This window comes from Celeribacter halophilus, assembly GCF_900114135.1.
Lineage (GTDB): Bacteria > Pseudomonadota > Alphaproteobacteria > Rhodobacterales > Rhodobacteraceae > Celeribacter > Celeribacter halophilus.
In genome coordinates this window covers 236,999-251,861 of record NZ_FORY01000001.1, presented here as the reverse complement: position 1 = coordinate 251,861, position 14,863 = coordinate 236,999, and the positions used below count along the sequence as shown (strand labels likewise).

Here is a 14,863-nt window from a genome sequence, read left to right as displayed (position 1 = left end):
CGGAAGCGCCATGAAGATCAAACCCGCACTCACCGCCCTTCTCCTGACCGCCTCTCCCGCCTTTGCCGACGGGTTTGTGCCGGATTACGCAATGATCCCGCTGGCCTCGCACCATTACGGGGACTGGGGCGAAGACGATGATGACGATTTCAACGAAACCAATCCGGGGCTGATGCTCACATGGGCAGAACGCGCCTATGATCTGAACTACACCGTCGGAGCCTATCGCGACAGTCAATCCGACACATCGGTGCACCTCTCCGCTGCGAAAATGTGGAAGATCGGCGAGTATGCGCAGGTCGGGATTGTCGGCGCCTACCTCCACTCTTTCGGAGATGGCTACACCGGCGTGGCCCCGTCCATTCAGTTGAGCTACAAATATCTCTTCCTCAACGCCGCCACAGGCTACGACGACGGGGTTTACGGCGTGATCTCAACAGGCTTCATCATTCCGATCGGACGCTAAACCTTTCGCCCGCAGATAACAGCAAAGGCGGCCTCGAAAGCCGCTTTTGCTTGTCTTGTCCGACCACCTGAACGGTGCAGTGTCGGCTTACTGCGTCGCCGCTTTGACCGCCGCCACAACATCCGCGACAGCCGCGTTCAGGATAGCTTCATCGACGCTCTCGGCCATCACGCGGATCAAAGGCTCCGTGCCGGACTTGCGGATCAACAACCGCCCGTTGCCCGCCAGCCGCGCCTCCGCATCCGTGATCGCCGCTTTGACATGCGCCTCATCCAGCGGCTTTTGCCCCGTGCCGTAGCGCACGTTCTGCAAAAGCTGCGGCACAGGCTCGAAAACCTGCGTCAGTTCAGAAGCTTTCTTGCCCGTCTCGACCATCGCCGCGAGGAATTGCAGCCCCGCCAAAAGCCCGTCGCCCGTCGTGGCATAATCGCTCATCACGATATGGCCGGATTGTTCGCCGCCAAGGTTAAAGCCCCCTGCCCGCATCCGTTCCACCACATAGCGGTCCCCCACGGAGGTGCGCTCCAGTGTCAGTCCTTCGGCTTCAAGAAACCGCTCCAGCCCGAGGTTCGACATCACCGTGGCAACCAGAGCCCCGCCTGCGAGCTTGCCCTGATCGGCCCAGGATTTCGCCATCAACCCCATGAGCTGATCTCCGTCGGCAACCTGTCCGGTCTCGTCGAGGATCATCACACGGTCAGCATCACCGTCGAGACAAATGCCCACATCCGCCCCATGCGCGACCACAGCCTCGGCCGCCGTCTGCACATAGGTAGAGCCACACTGGTCATTGATGTTGTAGCCGTTGGGCGCGGTGCCCACAGGGATCACCTCAGCCCCCAACTCCCACAAGACTTCGGGCGCTGTGCGATAGGCCGCGCCATTGGCGCAGTCGATCACCACTTTCAGCCCCGCAAGCGTCATGCCCCGCGGCAAGGTCGATTTCACCCGCTCGTTATAGCGGAAACGCCCATCGTCGATGCGTTTTGCGCGACCGATGTTCTTGGCCTGCGCAGGCTCGACGCCTTCTTCCATCAAACGCTCGATCTCGCTTTCCGCTTCATCGGAGAGTTTGAACCCGTCAGGACCGAAGAACTTGATGCCGTTGTCCTCTGCCGGATTGTGCGAGGCAGAGATCATCACCCCCACGTCGGCCCGCATGGAGGTCGTCAACATCCCCACAGCGGGCGTCGGCACCGGCCCGAGCAGGAACACGTTCATCCCCGTGGAAGTGAACCCCGCCGTCATCGCGGTTTCAAACATATAACCCGACAGGCGCGTGTCCTTGCCGATCACCACGCGATGCGCAGATGATCCGTCACGCCGGAAATAGCGCCCCGCCGCCGCGCCGAGTTTAAGCGCCATCTCTGCGGTCATGGGATGACTGTTGGCGCGTCCGCGCACCCCGTCCGTGCCAAAGAATTTACGTGTCATTATTGCCTCCTGTAACCGCCTGCCAGAGCGCCAGTGCCTGTCGTGTCTCTGCCACATCATGAACGCGGTGAATTTGCACGCCCTGCGCCACCCCCGCAAGCGTCACCGCTATTGAGCCCGGCGCGCGGGCCTGTGCCTCTGCGGCCTTGCCGATCCGTCCGATAAACCCTTTGCGCGAAGCGCCCAACAGCACTGCACAGCCAAGGCTGTGAAACAACGACAGACGGTTGAGCAACGCGAGGTTATGCACCTGTGTCTTGCCGAACCCGATCCCCGGATCAACAAGAATATGCCCGCGCGGGATGCCCGCAGATTCCGCCGCCGCGACACGTTCTGCCAGAAAATCGAAGACATCCAGCAGCACATTGTCATACTGCGGGTTCTCCTGCATCACCTCCGGATCGCCCTGCGCATGCATGAGACACACCGGCGCGCCCTGCGTAACCACGACCTGCGCCAGATCGGGGTCATGGGTAAAGGCATAGACATCATTCACCAGAGACGCACCGGCCTCAAGAGCGGCTTCGGCCACGGGGGCCTTGCGCGTATCAATCGAGATCGGCACGGCGCTTTCGGCGCGGATGGAACGGATCACGGGAGCGGTGCGGGCAATCTCGTCTGACACGGGCACATAGTGCGCACCGGGGCGCGTGCTTTCTCCGCCGATGTCGATGATATCCACCCCATGCGCCAACATATGCCGCACTTGCTCAAGCGCCGCTTCGGGGCGGGCAAACTTGCCGCCATCCGAAAAACTGTCCGGCGTGACATTGAGAATGCCCATCAGGTTGGGACGCTGCAAATCCAGCCCCGCCAGAGCCGCCCGCGGCGCGGTCAGCCGCTGAAGCACCTGTTCGGGCACCTTTTGCGCGGGAATGATCTCCGGGGACGCATGACGACAGAGACACTCGACATGGGTGAACCAGCACCAGCCCCCCGCCTGCCTATACGCCCCTGTCGGGCGGGCCGCATCCACCTGCGGGATCGGACGGTAGTAAACAGCATCAGTCATCAGAGCAGCAGTCATGAGAGCAGCGAGATCTCCCCATTCGGGTCACGTATTTCTGCCCCTTCGATATCGCAATCGCCAAGACACAGGATCGCAGCGGCAGATACCTCCTGCCCGAGCCATGCGACCATCTCCGCAATCCCCTCTTTCGGGCCATGCACCGCATCCAGAACCAGCTTCGACGGAGCCCAAACCGAAATCTGCCCCTGTTTCATCGCCCAGTCCAGTTCTGTGCGCGTCGCACGCACGACACAGCGCGGATCACGGGCAGCAAGCGTCCATGCGTTTTGTTCGATTGCCAACAGGTCGATCCGCCGTTGCGCGGCCTTATGACCGGCTTTCGGCCAGTCGCCTTCAGGCAGGCCAACGGTCAGGATCGCGGGGCGCGGATCTGCCGCAATGGCATCAATCCACGCGGATAGATTGGCGCTTTGCAGCGCCTCCGGCGTCAAATGCACGATCAATGGATGGGGCACGGGGGCCTCCATGACCTCTGCATGACCAACCTGGTCGGCGCTCCGCACGATCTCGACGCCCAAGGCACCGGGGCCACGGTCGAGCTTTTCGATCCGCACAAAGACCCGAAAGGCGCGCGGTTCGGCCAGAATGCGCTCGGCAATCCGTTCCGCAAGGGTCTCCAGCAGGTTGAGTCGTTCGGCGGCGAGTTCTGTATGGATAGCCTCAGTCAAGCGATCATAGGACAGGATACGATCCACATCATCGTCAATCGGACCGGACACCGGCGTCAATTCGACCACAATGTTGAAAGAAATGCGCTGACGCACGCCGCGCTCGGCCTGAAACGCCCCGATTTCCACCTCGACCACATGGTCCCTGAGAGAAATCCGGTCCAAGGGAGCCGCCCCCGAAGTGGCAGCGGCGCGGGTTTCGGGATGTTCAAATGCCTGTCGGATTTCGGACACGGTGGGCCTCATTCTTGAGATTTGGCCTTTGCTACAGCGTTGCCCGCACGGGGCCAAGACCAATCTGGCCCTCCGGCATCCCGCTTCGGCAAATGGCAAAACCCCGCCGTTTTCACGACGGGGTCTGAAACAATTCCGTGACTGCGCCCGGATCAGGCCTGCGGCATCCGGTAGAACAGGTGCACACCGATCTGAGCAGTTTTCGCAAAGGCCCGTGCCCAACGCGGGTTCACGGCCCGCGTGTGGTAATGCGTGGCCCCTTGGGTCAGGGTGCGCGGCGCGCCGTCCAGCATCAGCTTGGCGACCTTGGACACCTGATCCCATGCCGCTTGCTCACGCACGACATCGGCGTGACCATCGCAGGTATAGGTAAACTGGCATTGATACTTTTTACCCGTGCCCTGATGCACCACGCCGCAGACCGTATTAGGGAAGGCGGACGAGGACACACGGTTGAGGATCACCTCGGCCACGGCAAACTGGCCTTTGACGCTCTCGCCACGGGCTTCAAAATACAGCGCTTCGGACAGGCATTGCCATTGCTCGTCGCCTGTGGCTGCGGGCTGGCTGGCCAGAAAGTCTTGCGTGTAGGAAATCGTCTGCGTTTTGGATTTCGGCTTGAAGCTCGACAGAAGGCGTTCAATCGCGTCTGCATCGACGCTCTCAAGCCCGCTGCGCTCCTGTTTCAACAGGGCGTTCAACTCAAGGCCAAGCACAGGGCTCGGGTCGTTCGAATGGCTCACGGTCACTTCGGCAGACATCTGGGCCGGAAGCGTCGTTACGCCGAGCGTCACTGCAAGCGCGAACGCTTTGAGCTTTGCTGGGATCTGCATAGGGTTGCCCCTCCATTGCGTCCCAACAGTCGGGACCTCACGGGTGGAATTCAAAGGCGGGGCATAGGTCATATGCCCTCAAAGGTCCACCCTAGGGGCCGAATAGCAGTTATGCGCAGGTCAAGCGAGAAGCGCAATTCCGCCGGACGACCACAGAAATCAGGCCATCATCCGCCTTTATTTTCAGCGCTTTGTCATGTTTTTGTGACTATTTTACATCTGCGACCACAAGCTGCGCCGCAGCCAGCCGCGCCACGGGCACGCGGAAGGGCGAACAGGACACATAATCGAATCCCGCCTCCCGACAAAAGGCAATCGATTCGGGGTTACCGCCATGTTCACCACAAACCGCAACCGTCACATCGGGTCGCGCCAGACGCCCCCGCTCGGCTCCGATTTTCAGCAATTCCCCCACGCCTTCGAAATCGAGCATGTGGAACGGGTCTTCGGGGAACACACCCTGCTGCACATAGGCGTTCATAAACCGTCCCGCATCATCACGTGACAGGCCATAGGCCATCTGCGTCAGATCATTGGTGCCAAAGGACAGGAACGCCGCATTCTGGGCAATGTCTCCGGCGCGCAAAGCCGCACGCGGCGTTTCGACCATCACGCCGAGACGATAGGTGAACTCCGCGCCGTTTTCCGTGCGCACAGCGGCGGCCACCCCGTCGATCTGGGTTTTGACCAGCTCCACCTCGCGTTTGGCCGAAACCAGCGGGATCATGATCTCCGGCACCACGGGCGCGCCGTGTTTGTTGGCCTCGATCGTCGCCTCGAAAATCGCACGGGCCTGCATTTCGTAAATCTCTGGGAAGGTAATCCCCAGCCGCACCCCGCGCATTCCCAGCATCGGGTTGAACTCTGAGAGCCATTCGATCCGGCGCGTCACATCGGAGAGCGGCAAATCGAGCGCCTCGGCCAATTCCTTGGCCCCTTCGCGATCCGAGGGCAGGAATTCATGCAAAGGCGGATCAAACAGCCGGATACAGACCGGCAGCCCTTCCATAATGCGGAACAACTCGATGAAGTCGGACCGCTGCATGGGCAAAAGGCGCGCGATGGCCTCGGCGCGGTCTTCGTGGCGGGACGCAAAAATCATCTCCCGCATCACGGTCAGACGGTCACCCTCGAAGAACATATGCTCCGTGCGACAAAGTCCGATGCCTTCCGCCTTGAAATCGCGGGCCAGTGCGGCATCCATCGGCGTGTCGGCATTGGCCCGCACACCGATATCGCGGATCGCATCGGCCCATTCCATCAGCTTCAGATACCAATGGTCTTTCACCGGCGGCAACATATCCACCGCCCCCAAAAGCGCCACACCCGCAGACCCGTCAAGGGTCAGAAGATCGCCTTCCTGAAGCTTTCGGCCATCTGCAAGTTCCAGCGTCCGTTCCCGCGAATTGATCCGCATGGAGGCCCCGACCACACAGGGCACCCCCATGCCACGCGCGATCACAGCCGCATGAGAGGTCACACCACCACGTTCGGTCAGAATACCGACAGAGGAATGCATCCCGCGAATATCCTCGGGCGTGGTTTCCCGCCGCACAAGGATGCAAGGATCCCCACGCGACTGATAACTCTGGGCCACGCTGGAATTGAACACGATCCGCCCCACGGCGCCGCCCGGAGAGGCCGCAATGCCTTGAGCGATCACATCACGCTTGGCACTGGGGTCAACCTGTTGGTGCAACAATTCGGTCAGGGAGCGCGCTGGCACACGGGTGATTGCCTCTGTGCGCGGGATGATGCCATCCTCGGCCAGCTGCACCGCAATTCTGAGCGCCGCACGCGAGCTGCGTGGCACGCGCACAGCATCAAGAATAGAGAGTTTGCCGTTCTCGATGGTAAATTCCACCTGCATTTCTTCGCGCAAGCGGGTCCGGCATTTTTTGGAAATTTCGACCAGAGTCGCGAAAATCTCAGGCTGGGCCTCTTCGAGCGAGGGGCCGCGGGTGTCGCGGGTCAGATAGAGCGCATCCACTTCGCCGCTCACCGCCTCGCGTCCCTGCGACTGGCGCTTATACCGTCCTTTGATCAAAGGCGCGCCCGTGTCAGAGTCGACAAGCTGGATCACCCCCGCGCCGCTTTCTCCCGGCCCGACGCCCAAGGCCATCGCCTGAACGATCAGACCCAGCCCCGCATCCGCTGGCGCACCTTTCGCCTGCCGCAACAGACGCGCTGTTGTGCCCTCCCACGCGCGCGCCATAGAGCGCAGAACTTGGCCGAGCTGTTCGGCGGCATCTTGTGGGAAAGGTTCTCCGGTCTCGTCCTCATGGGCTTCAAGCGCCGACTTGAGCGCCTCGGAGACAGGCGTGGACGCATCAAATTCGAACAATTCAGGATCAAGACGCTCCACATGAACCGCGAAAGATTGCACAAATCTGAGATAGAGCGCATCTGCTGCCTCAGCCCCGTGCGAGGCGGTCAACTCCGCGTGGCGTGCATCATTCATACCGATGTTGAGAATGGCCCCCGGCCCACCCCAATCCGGATCTTCGGAAGACGGGCGCACGGACAACAAGGGCGCATCACCGAACACACGCAAAAGCGCTTGTTTGTCAAACTTCTGTCCTTCGGCGAGGTGATGAACCGCATCAAATGATAGCGCCACAGTTTCCGGCACCGGCAGATCAAGACGGATAAGCCGTTGCAGGCACTTTGCACGCCCGCCATGCGTGTTCACCGCAATGGGAGCCACGCGGCGGATACGGGTGAACCCTAGAATATCGCTTTCTTGCTGCACTGCGGCACCTCCCTGATAGAGGGAAAGCTACGCCCGCGCCCCCTGTGAGCGCAACCGTTATCCGCTATGACCACGAGAAATGACGCACGACCGTTGCCGCCGCGCGTCTCCGAGGGGTGTCAGCTTTCGATATGCGTGAGGTCGGCCACCGAAAGACAGATGTCACGGATACGCCCCAAGAGGTTCAAACGATTGCGGCGCACCACATCATTGTCGGCATTGACCTGCACCGCCTCGAAAAACGCATCCACTGCGGGGCGCATATCGGCCATAGCGGACATGGCGGCGGTAAAGTCTTCCGCCTCCATCGCGGGCTTGATTTCAGCCTCTGCCGTGTCGAGCGCGGCAAAGAGTGCTTTTTCCTCATCACTCTCGGCAAATTTCAGGTCGGGACCATAGCTGTATTCAACGCCATCTTTCTCCTCGGCCTGTGTGAGGATGTTGTTGGCGCGTTTGAAACCCTGAATCAGGTTGGTGCCATCTTCCGTATCAAGCATCTGTTGCAGCGCGCGAGCACGTTTGACCAGAAGCGTGATGTCGTCATTGCCGTCCATGACAAGACAGGCGTCAATCACATCGTGACGGATGCCCTCATCGCGCAGGAAGACTTTGAGACGGTCATGGAAGAAGGCCAGCAGGTCTTCGGACGTGTCCGGCACACCGCCCGCAGCAGAGTTCACAGCGGCTTTTTCGTCATCCGAAAGTTTGTCGGAGATCGCATCGAAAGCCGCGCCGAAAACGCCGTGTTCGGCAATCTCGCCAAGGATTTCCTTGAGCGTATCGATAATACCGTCGTTTTCATCGGCAACCGCGATCTGATGCGCCAGAAGCTGCGCATCGACGAAACGATCAAGATGCAGGCGAACATCATTGGTAAGCAGCAGACGGATCACGCCAAGCGCCGCACGACGCAGGGCAAAGGGGTCTTTCGACCCCGTGGGCTTTTCGTCAATCGCCCAGAAACCGGTGAGCGTGTCCAGCTTGTCGGCCAGTGCAACGGCGACCGTCACCGGCTCGGTCGGCACATCATCCGACGGGCCAAGCGGGCTGTAGTGATCGCGGCAGGCATCGGCCACGGCATCGGACAGCCCTGCCGATTTGGCGTAATAGCGGCCCATAATGCCTTGCAACTCGGGGAATTCGTAGACCATTTCGGAACTGAGATCCGCCTTGGCAACGGTCGCGGCCAGCGCCGCCTCCTCCGCATCGGCCCCGACAATGGGGGCAATCTCGCGGGCAAGGCTTGCAATGCGGGTGATGCGGGCGGCCTGACTGCCGAGTTTGTTATGGAAAGTGACATTGGCAAGAGCGGCAGACATGGCCTCCATACCATCGCGTGCAACAGTGCGATTGTCGTTTTCCCAGAAAAATTTCGCATCCGACAGACGCGCCGCCAGCACCTTCTGGTTCCCCGCCAGAATGGTCGCGCCATTGTCCTTGGTTTCGCGGTTGGCAACGGTGACGAACTTCTCGATCCGGCCCGTGGCAGGGTTGCGCACGGAGAAGAATTTCTGATGCTCTTTCATCGAGGTCTGGAGCACCTCTGGCGGCAGACCGAGAAAGTCCTCTTCAATATCGCCCATGAGCACAACCGGCAATTCCACCAGCCCCGCCACTTCGGCCAGAAGCCCCTTGTCCTCGACCACTTCAAGCCCCTGCGCGAAAGCCTGATTGTTGGCGTCATGCCAGATGTGATCGGCGCGTTCCTGCGGATCGAGCATGACAAAATTCTGTTTGAGCTTTGTCACATAGTCGTCAAAGCCCGAAACCGTGAATGTCTTGGGCGCCATAAAGCGGTGCCCGAAGGCAGTGTTGCCGGCCTTGATGCCGTCGATCTCCAGATCAACCACCTCGGCTCCGTCCTCTTTCGAGAGGATGCAGAGGATGGAATGCAGCGGGCGCACCCATTTCAGGCTGCCTGAGCCCCAACGCATGGATTTCGGCCACGGAAAGTTGCGGATCGCATGTTCCAGAACCTCTGCCACGATCTCTGCCGCCGGACGGCCCGGCTTGGTGATCTTGGCGAAATAGACCTGACCCTTTTTCTCGTCGCGGATCTCGAGGTCATCCTTGCTTACCCCTGCCCCGCGCAAGAAGCCTTCGAGGGCTTTTTCCGGCGCACCGACACGCGGACCTTTGCGTTCTTCCACCGTGGTGGGCGACGCGTCCAGAAGCCCTTCGACCGACAATGCCAAACGGCGCGGTGTGGCAAATGCCCCTGCGCTCGCATAGGTCAGACCGGCCTCGACCAGACCGTTCGTCACCAGAGATTTCAAATCCTCCGAAGCGCGTTTCTGCATCCGCGCGGGGATTTCTTCGGAGAAAAGCTCGATCAGCAAGTCAGCCATAGGTCAGTTTCCTTCAGGTGCGGGCGGACAGCCCGCGGGGGCGGGATCGCCATCATAGACGGCTTTCCCGCAGCGGTTGATCTGGTTCCAGGCAAAGCCGCGGCCATCGGGATAGATGGCGACCACACGATCAATGCCATAGGGGGTGTTTTCTGCGCCTAGAAAGGCGATGGCGCGTCCGGCCTCAAGATCGGCACCGATGGTTGCCGCGTCGAAACACTTGAACCATTTCTGCGCCACCAAAGGGGCCGCGTTTTCGTAAGGCTGGAAGGTCTCTGTCATCATCGACAGGGACAAAGGCGTGGTGAAACAGGCGCGGAACTTGATGGGAGAGGTCTCCGCATCAATCCCTGTGAAATTTTCCGCAAGGATGTCTTCTTGCACGCCTTCAAACGTGGTCACACGGATCGTGGCCGCCGGAGCATCCGCCGGGATCGCGTCATAATAGGCGTAGACCTGCGAATAATAGAGGCCAGCGCCGAAAACGAGTGCGGAGATCACGATACCACCTGCGACCAGTTTGCCGTTCATGCCTCTTCGACCTCGGGCGTCCAGCCGCCCGCCGTGGTCTGGACAAACGCATCGGCACAGGCTTTGGCCAGTGTCCGCACACGTCCGATATAGGCCTGACGTTCGGTCACCGAGATCACACCGCGCGCATCCAGCAGGTTGAAGAGGTGCGAGGCCTTGATACATTGATCATAGGCCGGATGGACCATGATGATGCGCTTGCCGGTTTTCGGGTCTTCGGCAGGCTGCGCCAGAAGCGCATGACATTCTGCCTCGGCCTCTTCGAAATGCTTCAAAAGCATCTCGGTATTGGCCGCGTCAAAGTTGTGGCGGGAATATTCTTCCTCGGTTTGCTTGAACACATCGCCATAGGACAACGCGATCGGAGCGTCCGGATCGTTGTAGGGCATGTCCATAACGTGATCGATGCCCAGCACATACATGGCCAGACGTTCCAGCCCGTAGGTCAATTCGCCGGAAACGGGTCTGCAGTCATGGCCGCCGACCTGTTGGAAATAGGTGAACTGCGACACTTCCATGCCATCGCACCAGACTTCCCAACCAAGGCCCCAAGCGCCCAAGGTCGGGCTTTCCCAGTCGTCCTCGACGAAGCGGATGTCGTGCAATTCGGCATCGATCCCGATGGCCTTCAGGGAACCGAGATAGAGATCCTGCAAATCCGGCGGGCTGGGTTTGATGAGCACCTGATATTGGTAGTAGTGCTGCAAGCGATTCGGGTTTTCACCATAGCGCCCGTCCGTCGGACGGCGCGAGGGCTGCACATAGGAAGCGGCCCAAGGCGTCGAGCCCAGAGAGCGCAGCGTCGTCGCCGGATGGAAGGTCCCCGCCCCCACTTCCATGTCATAGGGCTGGAGCACGGCACAGCCTTTCGCGGCCCAATAGGCCTGAAGCCTCAGGATGATTTCCTGAAAGGAACGCGGTTTGTCTACAGTCTCGGACATGGGAGGTCTTTCGCCAGAGTTTCGTCACCAGAGTTTCAACGCCGGGCTTTCGTCGCCGGTTTGAGCGCGTCAAACGCGGCTCTTCAATAGGCAAGCCCGAGGGGGGCGTCAATGTCAGCCATGCAGAAGACCCGCCTTCGCCGCCCGAATTGACTGCAAACCGACCGATTTAGATCACACCTCCTTCATTTCTGCACATGTGGGACCGTGTGCATGTTGACCTCGGCCTGAAACCTGCTTTCTTAACGCGCGATGACAGAATACCGGACAAGGGCAACAGCCCGTTCGCCAAGAAGTAAGGGTTTTCATGACTAGGTTTTTTGCAGTTGCGCCTCTCGGCGTTGCCGCCTCTCTGTTTCTCACCACGGCGCTTTGTGCTGAACAATGGATTCAGATCGAGGCGCAACCCTCCCTCACACAAGCCACGGAGGCCGCACGTGGCTACGCTGGCGAATTGCCCAATGTCGTGGGGTTCAACCTGCCGGGCCGCTGGCACGCCATCGCGCTTGGCCCTTACGAGACCGAAGCCGAAGCCGAAGCCGCCCGCCGCGCGCTGCGTGCTCAGGGACGTATTCCCGGTGACAGCTACCTGACCGACGGCTCCGGTTTCCGCGATGCCTTCTGGCCGGTAGGTGTTAATGTCTCCACACTTGCCCCTGTGGAAGCACAGCAGGCCATAGAGGCGCCCACCGAACAAGTCATCGACGCTGCGATCACTCCGGTCGAACTGGATGAGACGCCCGCGCAGGCCCGCGCCTCCGAGCGGCAGCTGGACCGTCCGGCACGCGAAGCCTTGCAAAGGGCGCTCCATTTTGCCGGCGTCTACAACTCCGGCATCGACGGTGCTTTCGGCCCCGGCACACGCCGCGCCATGTCCGAGTGGCAGGCCATGCAAGGCTATGAGGCCACGGGTGTCCTGACCTCGCGCCAGCGCTCCGAGGTTCTTAAAGCCTACCAGGATGTCATCGACAGCCTTGATCTCACCCCCGTGGTGGACGAGGTGGCCGGTGTCTCGATCACCCTGCCCGCAGGGATGGTGGAATTTGCCGAATACTCGCCGCCGTTTGCGAAATATACCGCCAAAGACGGCTCCGAAGCACAGGTGCTTTTGATCTCGCAAACCGGCGACGAGGCCACTTTGGGCGGGCTTTACGAGATCATGCAGACGCTTGAGATCGTGCCGATGGACGGCCCGCGTTCGCGCGACAAGAACAGCTTCAGCCTCACCGGCACCAACACCCGCATCACCTCCCACACCGAGGCACGACTGGTAAATGGCACGGTCAAAGGCTGGACCCTGATCTGGCCGACGGGTGACGAGAAACGGCATCAGATGGCGCTGGAGGCCATGCAAGCCTCTTTCGCCCCCACCGAAGGCGTCCTGCCCGATGCTTACGGAGACGGGGCCGCGCAGGACATTGATCTCATGGCCGGTCTCGACATCCGCCGCCCTGAAAAAGCCGGCAGCGGTTTTTACGTCGATGACAAGGGCACGGTACTGACCGACGCCGAACTGGTCGCAAGCTGTGCCAAGATCACGCTGGACGAAACCTATGACGCAACGGTCGCGGCCTCTGCCGATGGCATGGCGCTATTGACCCCGACAGAACCTCTGGCTCCGCTTGCCGTGGCCCGTTTCGACAGCCACCTGCCGCGCCTTCAGTCCGAAGTCTCGGTCTCCGGCTTTGCCTATGAGGGCCGCCTTGGTGCGCCCACGCTCAACTACGGGCTGATGGCAGAGCACAAGGGCCTGTCCGGTGAAGAAGACCTCTTGCGCCTCGCCATGACCGCACTGCCGGGTGAAGCGGGCGGTCCGGTGCTCAACAGTGCCGGCGCTGTGATCGGTATGCTTGCCCCCGGTTCCGCCGTGGTGCCGGAAGGACGCAGCCTTCCCGAAGATGTGGCCTTTGCCTATGACATGGAAAAACTTGCAGGCTTCCTGTCGCAAAACGGCGTGGCTATGGCCGCATCTGACGGCAACACCTCGGAGGCCGATCTGGTCTCCATCGGGCGCGACATGACGGTTCTGGTGAGCTGCTGGAACTGATCTCCGGCGCTATATAGCAAAGCTTCAAAACCACAAAACCCCGCCTCTCCGGCGGGGTTTTCTTTGACTGAGCGCAATGGGAAGACGCCTTCAACCGCGCCAGAAACGAATGGTAAACAGCGCGAAAACCGACATGACCTCCAGCCGCCCGATCAGCATCGCGATGCACAAAATCCACTTGGCAGGCTCGTTCAATGTCGCAAAATTCCCCGCAGGTCCGATGATATCTCCCAGCCCCGGCCCCACACAGGCCAATGCCGTGGCGGCACCGGAAATTGCCGTGATAAAATCCAGCCCTGTCGCCGCCAGAAGCACCGCTGTGACGCCGAGTGTGACGATGAAAAACGAAAAGAAAGCCATAACAGAGGACAGCACATCCTCAGTCACAGGGTGCCCTTGATAGCGCGGGGTGAAAACACCGTTGGGGCTGTGGATCTTGCGGATTTGCGCCCGCATCGAGGCCCACAAAAGCTGATAGCGGAAAATCTTGACCGAACAGGCGGTTGACCCCGCGCATCCGCCGATCAGACCAATGAAGAAAAACGCCACCGCAGGAAAAGCGCCCCAAAGCTGGTAATCCACCGAGGCATAGCCTGTGCCGGAAATGATCGACGTAACATTGAACAGACCTTCGCGGAAGGAATGTTCGAAATGGTCGGCATTGACCACAAGACGGTAGACTGAGAACCCGACCGTCAGACCGAAGATAATCGTCAAATAGGCATGGATTTGCGTGTCACGCCAGAAAGGTTTGGCCGTGCCGGCGATGAGCTGCACATAGCGCACGAATGGCAGGCTGGCGAGTATCATGAAGAAAGCGGATACATATTCCGCAGGCCCCTGAAAGGCTCCGAAAGACGCATCATGAGTAGAGAACCCGCCGGTGGACAGCGTGGTGAGCGCATGGTTGAGCGCGTCGAAAATTGTCATGCCCACCAGCAAATAGCCCAGAAAGCACAGGACCGTCAGCGCCACATAGATGACCGAAATACGCGCTGCGATCTCCCCCGCGCGCGGCAGGACTTTTCCATCCGTATCAAAGGCTTCCGTGCGAAACACCTGCATCCCGCCCACTTTGAGTTCGGGCAGGAAGACCATAGCGACCACAATGATCCCGACGCCACCGAACCATTGCAACATCGACCGCCAGAGCAGAATGCCTTCGGGCAGATCATCAAGCCCAGAAAACACAGTCGCACCCGTGGTGGTGACTCCCGACATGGCTTCGAAAAACGCATCCGTCAGGCTGGCCTCGGTCGCGCCAAGAATGAAGGGGATACCGCCGAACAAGGGCAAAATGAGCCAGATCAGCGTGGTCAGCAGGAACATCTGCTGAATGGACAGCCCCTGCTGCTGACCGTTCTGGGTCGAGAGCATCAAGGCCACCCCGAAGCCGAAAGTGATCACACCAGAGGTGAAAAACACATCCCAATCCCCAGACCCGAAATACAGGTCGATCATCATGGGGATCACCATCGTCATCCCCAAAAGGGAAACGAGCGTGCCGATCACATATCCAACAGGTCTCATATCCGTCATGGGGCAAGGCTTGGCCGCGCTTCACGGCCAAGTCAAGCGC

The 14,863-nt window shown here is 60.1% G+C and carries 11 protein-coding genes; 2 read left to right on the top strand and 9 right to left on the bottom strand.

All coding sequences use genetic code 11. The features are described from left to right. Positions 1-10: 10 nt before the first annotated feature. Positions 11-466: a hypothetical protein gene (locus BM152_RS01180; protein WP_066603390.1), complete on the top strand. Its 456-nt coding sequence runs from the start codon at positions 11-13 to the stop codon at positions 464-466. Positions 467-553: 87 nt separating this feature from the next. Here the strand turns inward: BM152_RS01180 and glmM are convergent, their stop codons facing one another. The 8 genes from glmM to BM152_RS01140 all read right to left on the bottom strand — a co-directional run bounded on the left by glmM (position 554) and on the right by BM152_RS01140 (position 11,237). After that, positions 554-1,900 carry a phosphoglucosamine mutase gene (gene glmM, locus BM152_RS01175; RefSeq protein WP_066603387.1) on the bottom strand — a complete coding sequence of 449 codons (1,347 nt, stop codon included), beginning with the start codon at positions 1,898-1,900 and terminating at the stop codon, positions 554-556. Beyond that, the gene (gene folP, locus BM152_RS01170; protein ID WP_066603750.1) at positions 1,890-2,912 is read right to left on the bottom strand and encodes a dihydropteroate synthase; all 1,023 of its coding nucleotides are present in this window, start codon (positions 2,910-2,912) and stop codon (positions 1,890-1,892) included. Before folP ends, glmM begins: the two co-directional genes overlap by 11 nt. Before the next feature lie 11 nt (positions 2,913-2,923). After that, complete coding sequence (locus BM152_RS01165) at positions 2,924-3,844, bottom strand: dihydroneopterin aldolase (RefSeq protein ID WP_066603384.1); 921 nt, start codon at positions 3,842-3,844, stop codon at positions 2,924-2,926. A gap of 140 nt (positions 3,845-3,984) precedes the next feature. Continuing rightward, the gene (locus BM152_RS01160) at positions 3,985-4,665 is read right to left on the bottom strand and encodes a cell wall hydrolase (protein ID WP_066603382.1); all 681 of its coding nucleotides are present in this window, start codon (positions 4,663-4,665) and stop codon (positions 3,985-3,987) included. Between the two features lie 208 nt (positions 4,666-4,873). Then, complete coding sequence (locus BM152_RS01155) at positions 4,874-7,417, bottom strand: putative PEP-binding protein (RefSeq protein ID WP_082715359.1); 2,544 nt, start codon at positions 7,415-7,417, stop codon at positions 4,874-4,876. 119 nt (positions 7,418-7,536) lie between these two features. Next, positions 7,537-9,765 carry a glycine--tRNA ligase subunit beta gene (glyS, locus tag BM152_RS01150; RefSeq protein ID WP_066603379.1) on the bottom strand — a complete coding sequence of 743 codons (2,229 nt, stop codon included), beginning with the start codon at positions 9,763-9,765 and terminating at the stop codon, positions 7,537-7,539. 3 nt (positions 9,766-9,768) lie between these two features. Beyond that, complete coding sequence (locus BM152_RS01145; RefSeq protein ID WP_066603377.1) at positions 9,769-10,296, bottom strand: DUF6446 family protein; 528 nt, start codon at positions 10,294-10,296, stop codon at positions 9,769-9,771. After that, on the bottom strand, positions 10,293-11,237 hold the full coding sequence (locus tag BM152_RS01140; protein WP_066603374.1) for a glycine--tRNA ligase subunit alpha: 945 nt from the start codon (positions 11,235-11,237) through the stop codon (positions 10,293-10,295). The genes BM152_RS01145 and BM152_RS01140 overlap by 4 nt, the downstream gene beginning before the upstream one ends. Positions 11,238-11,544: 307 nt before the next feature. Here BM152_RS01140 and BM152_RS01135 point away from each other — a divergent pair, with 307 nt between their 5' ends. Beyond that, a complete protein-coding gene (locus BM152_RS01135) occupies positions 11,545-13,284 on the top strand; it encodes a serine protease (RefSeq protein WP_066603368.1) in 1,740 nt (579 codons plus the stop codon). Positions 13,285-13,374: 90 nt separating this feature from the next. Here the strand turns inward: BM152_RS01135 and BM152_RS01130 are convergent, their stop codons facing one another. Then, entirely contained in the window at positions 13,375-14,823 is a 1,449-nt protein-coding gene (locus tag BM152_RS01130) for a TrkH family potassium uptake protein (RefSeq protein ID WP_066603366.1), read from the bottom strand. Positions 14,824-14,863: the final 40 nt, after the last annotated feature.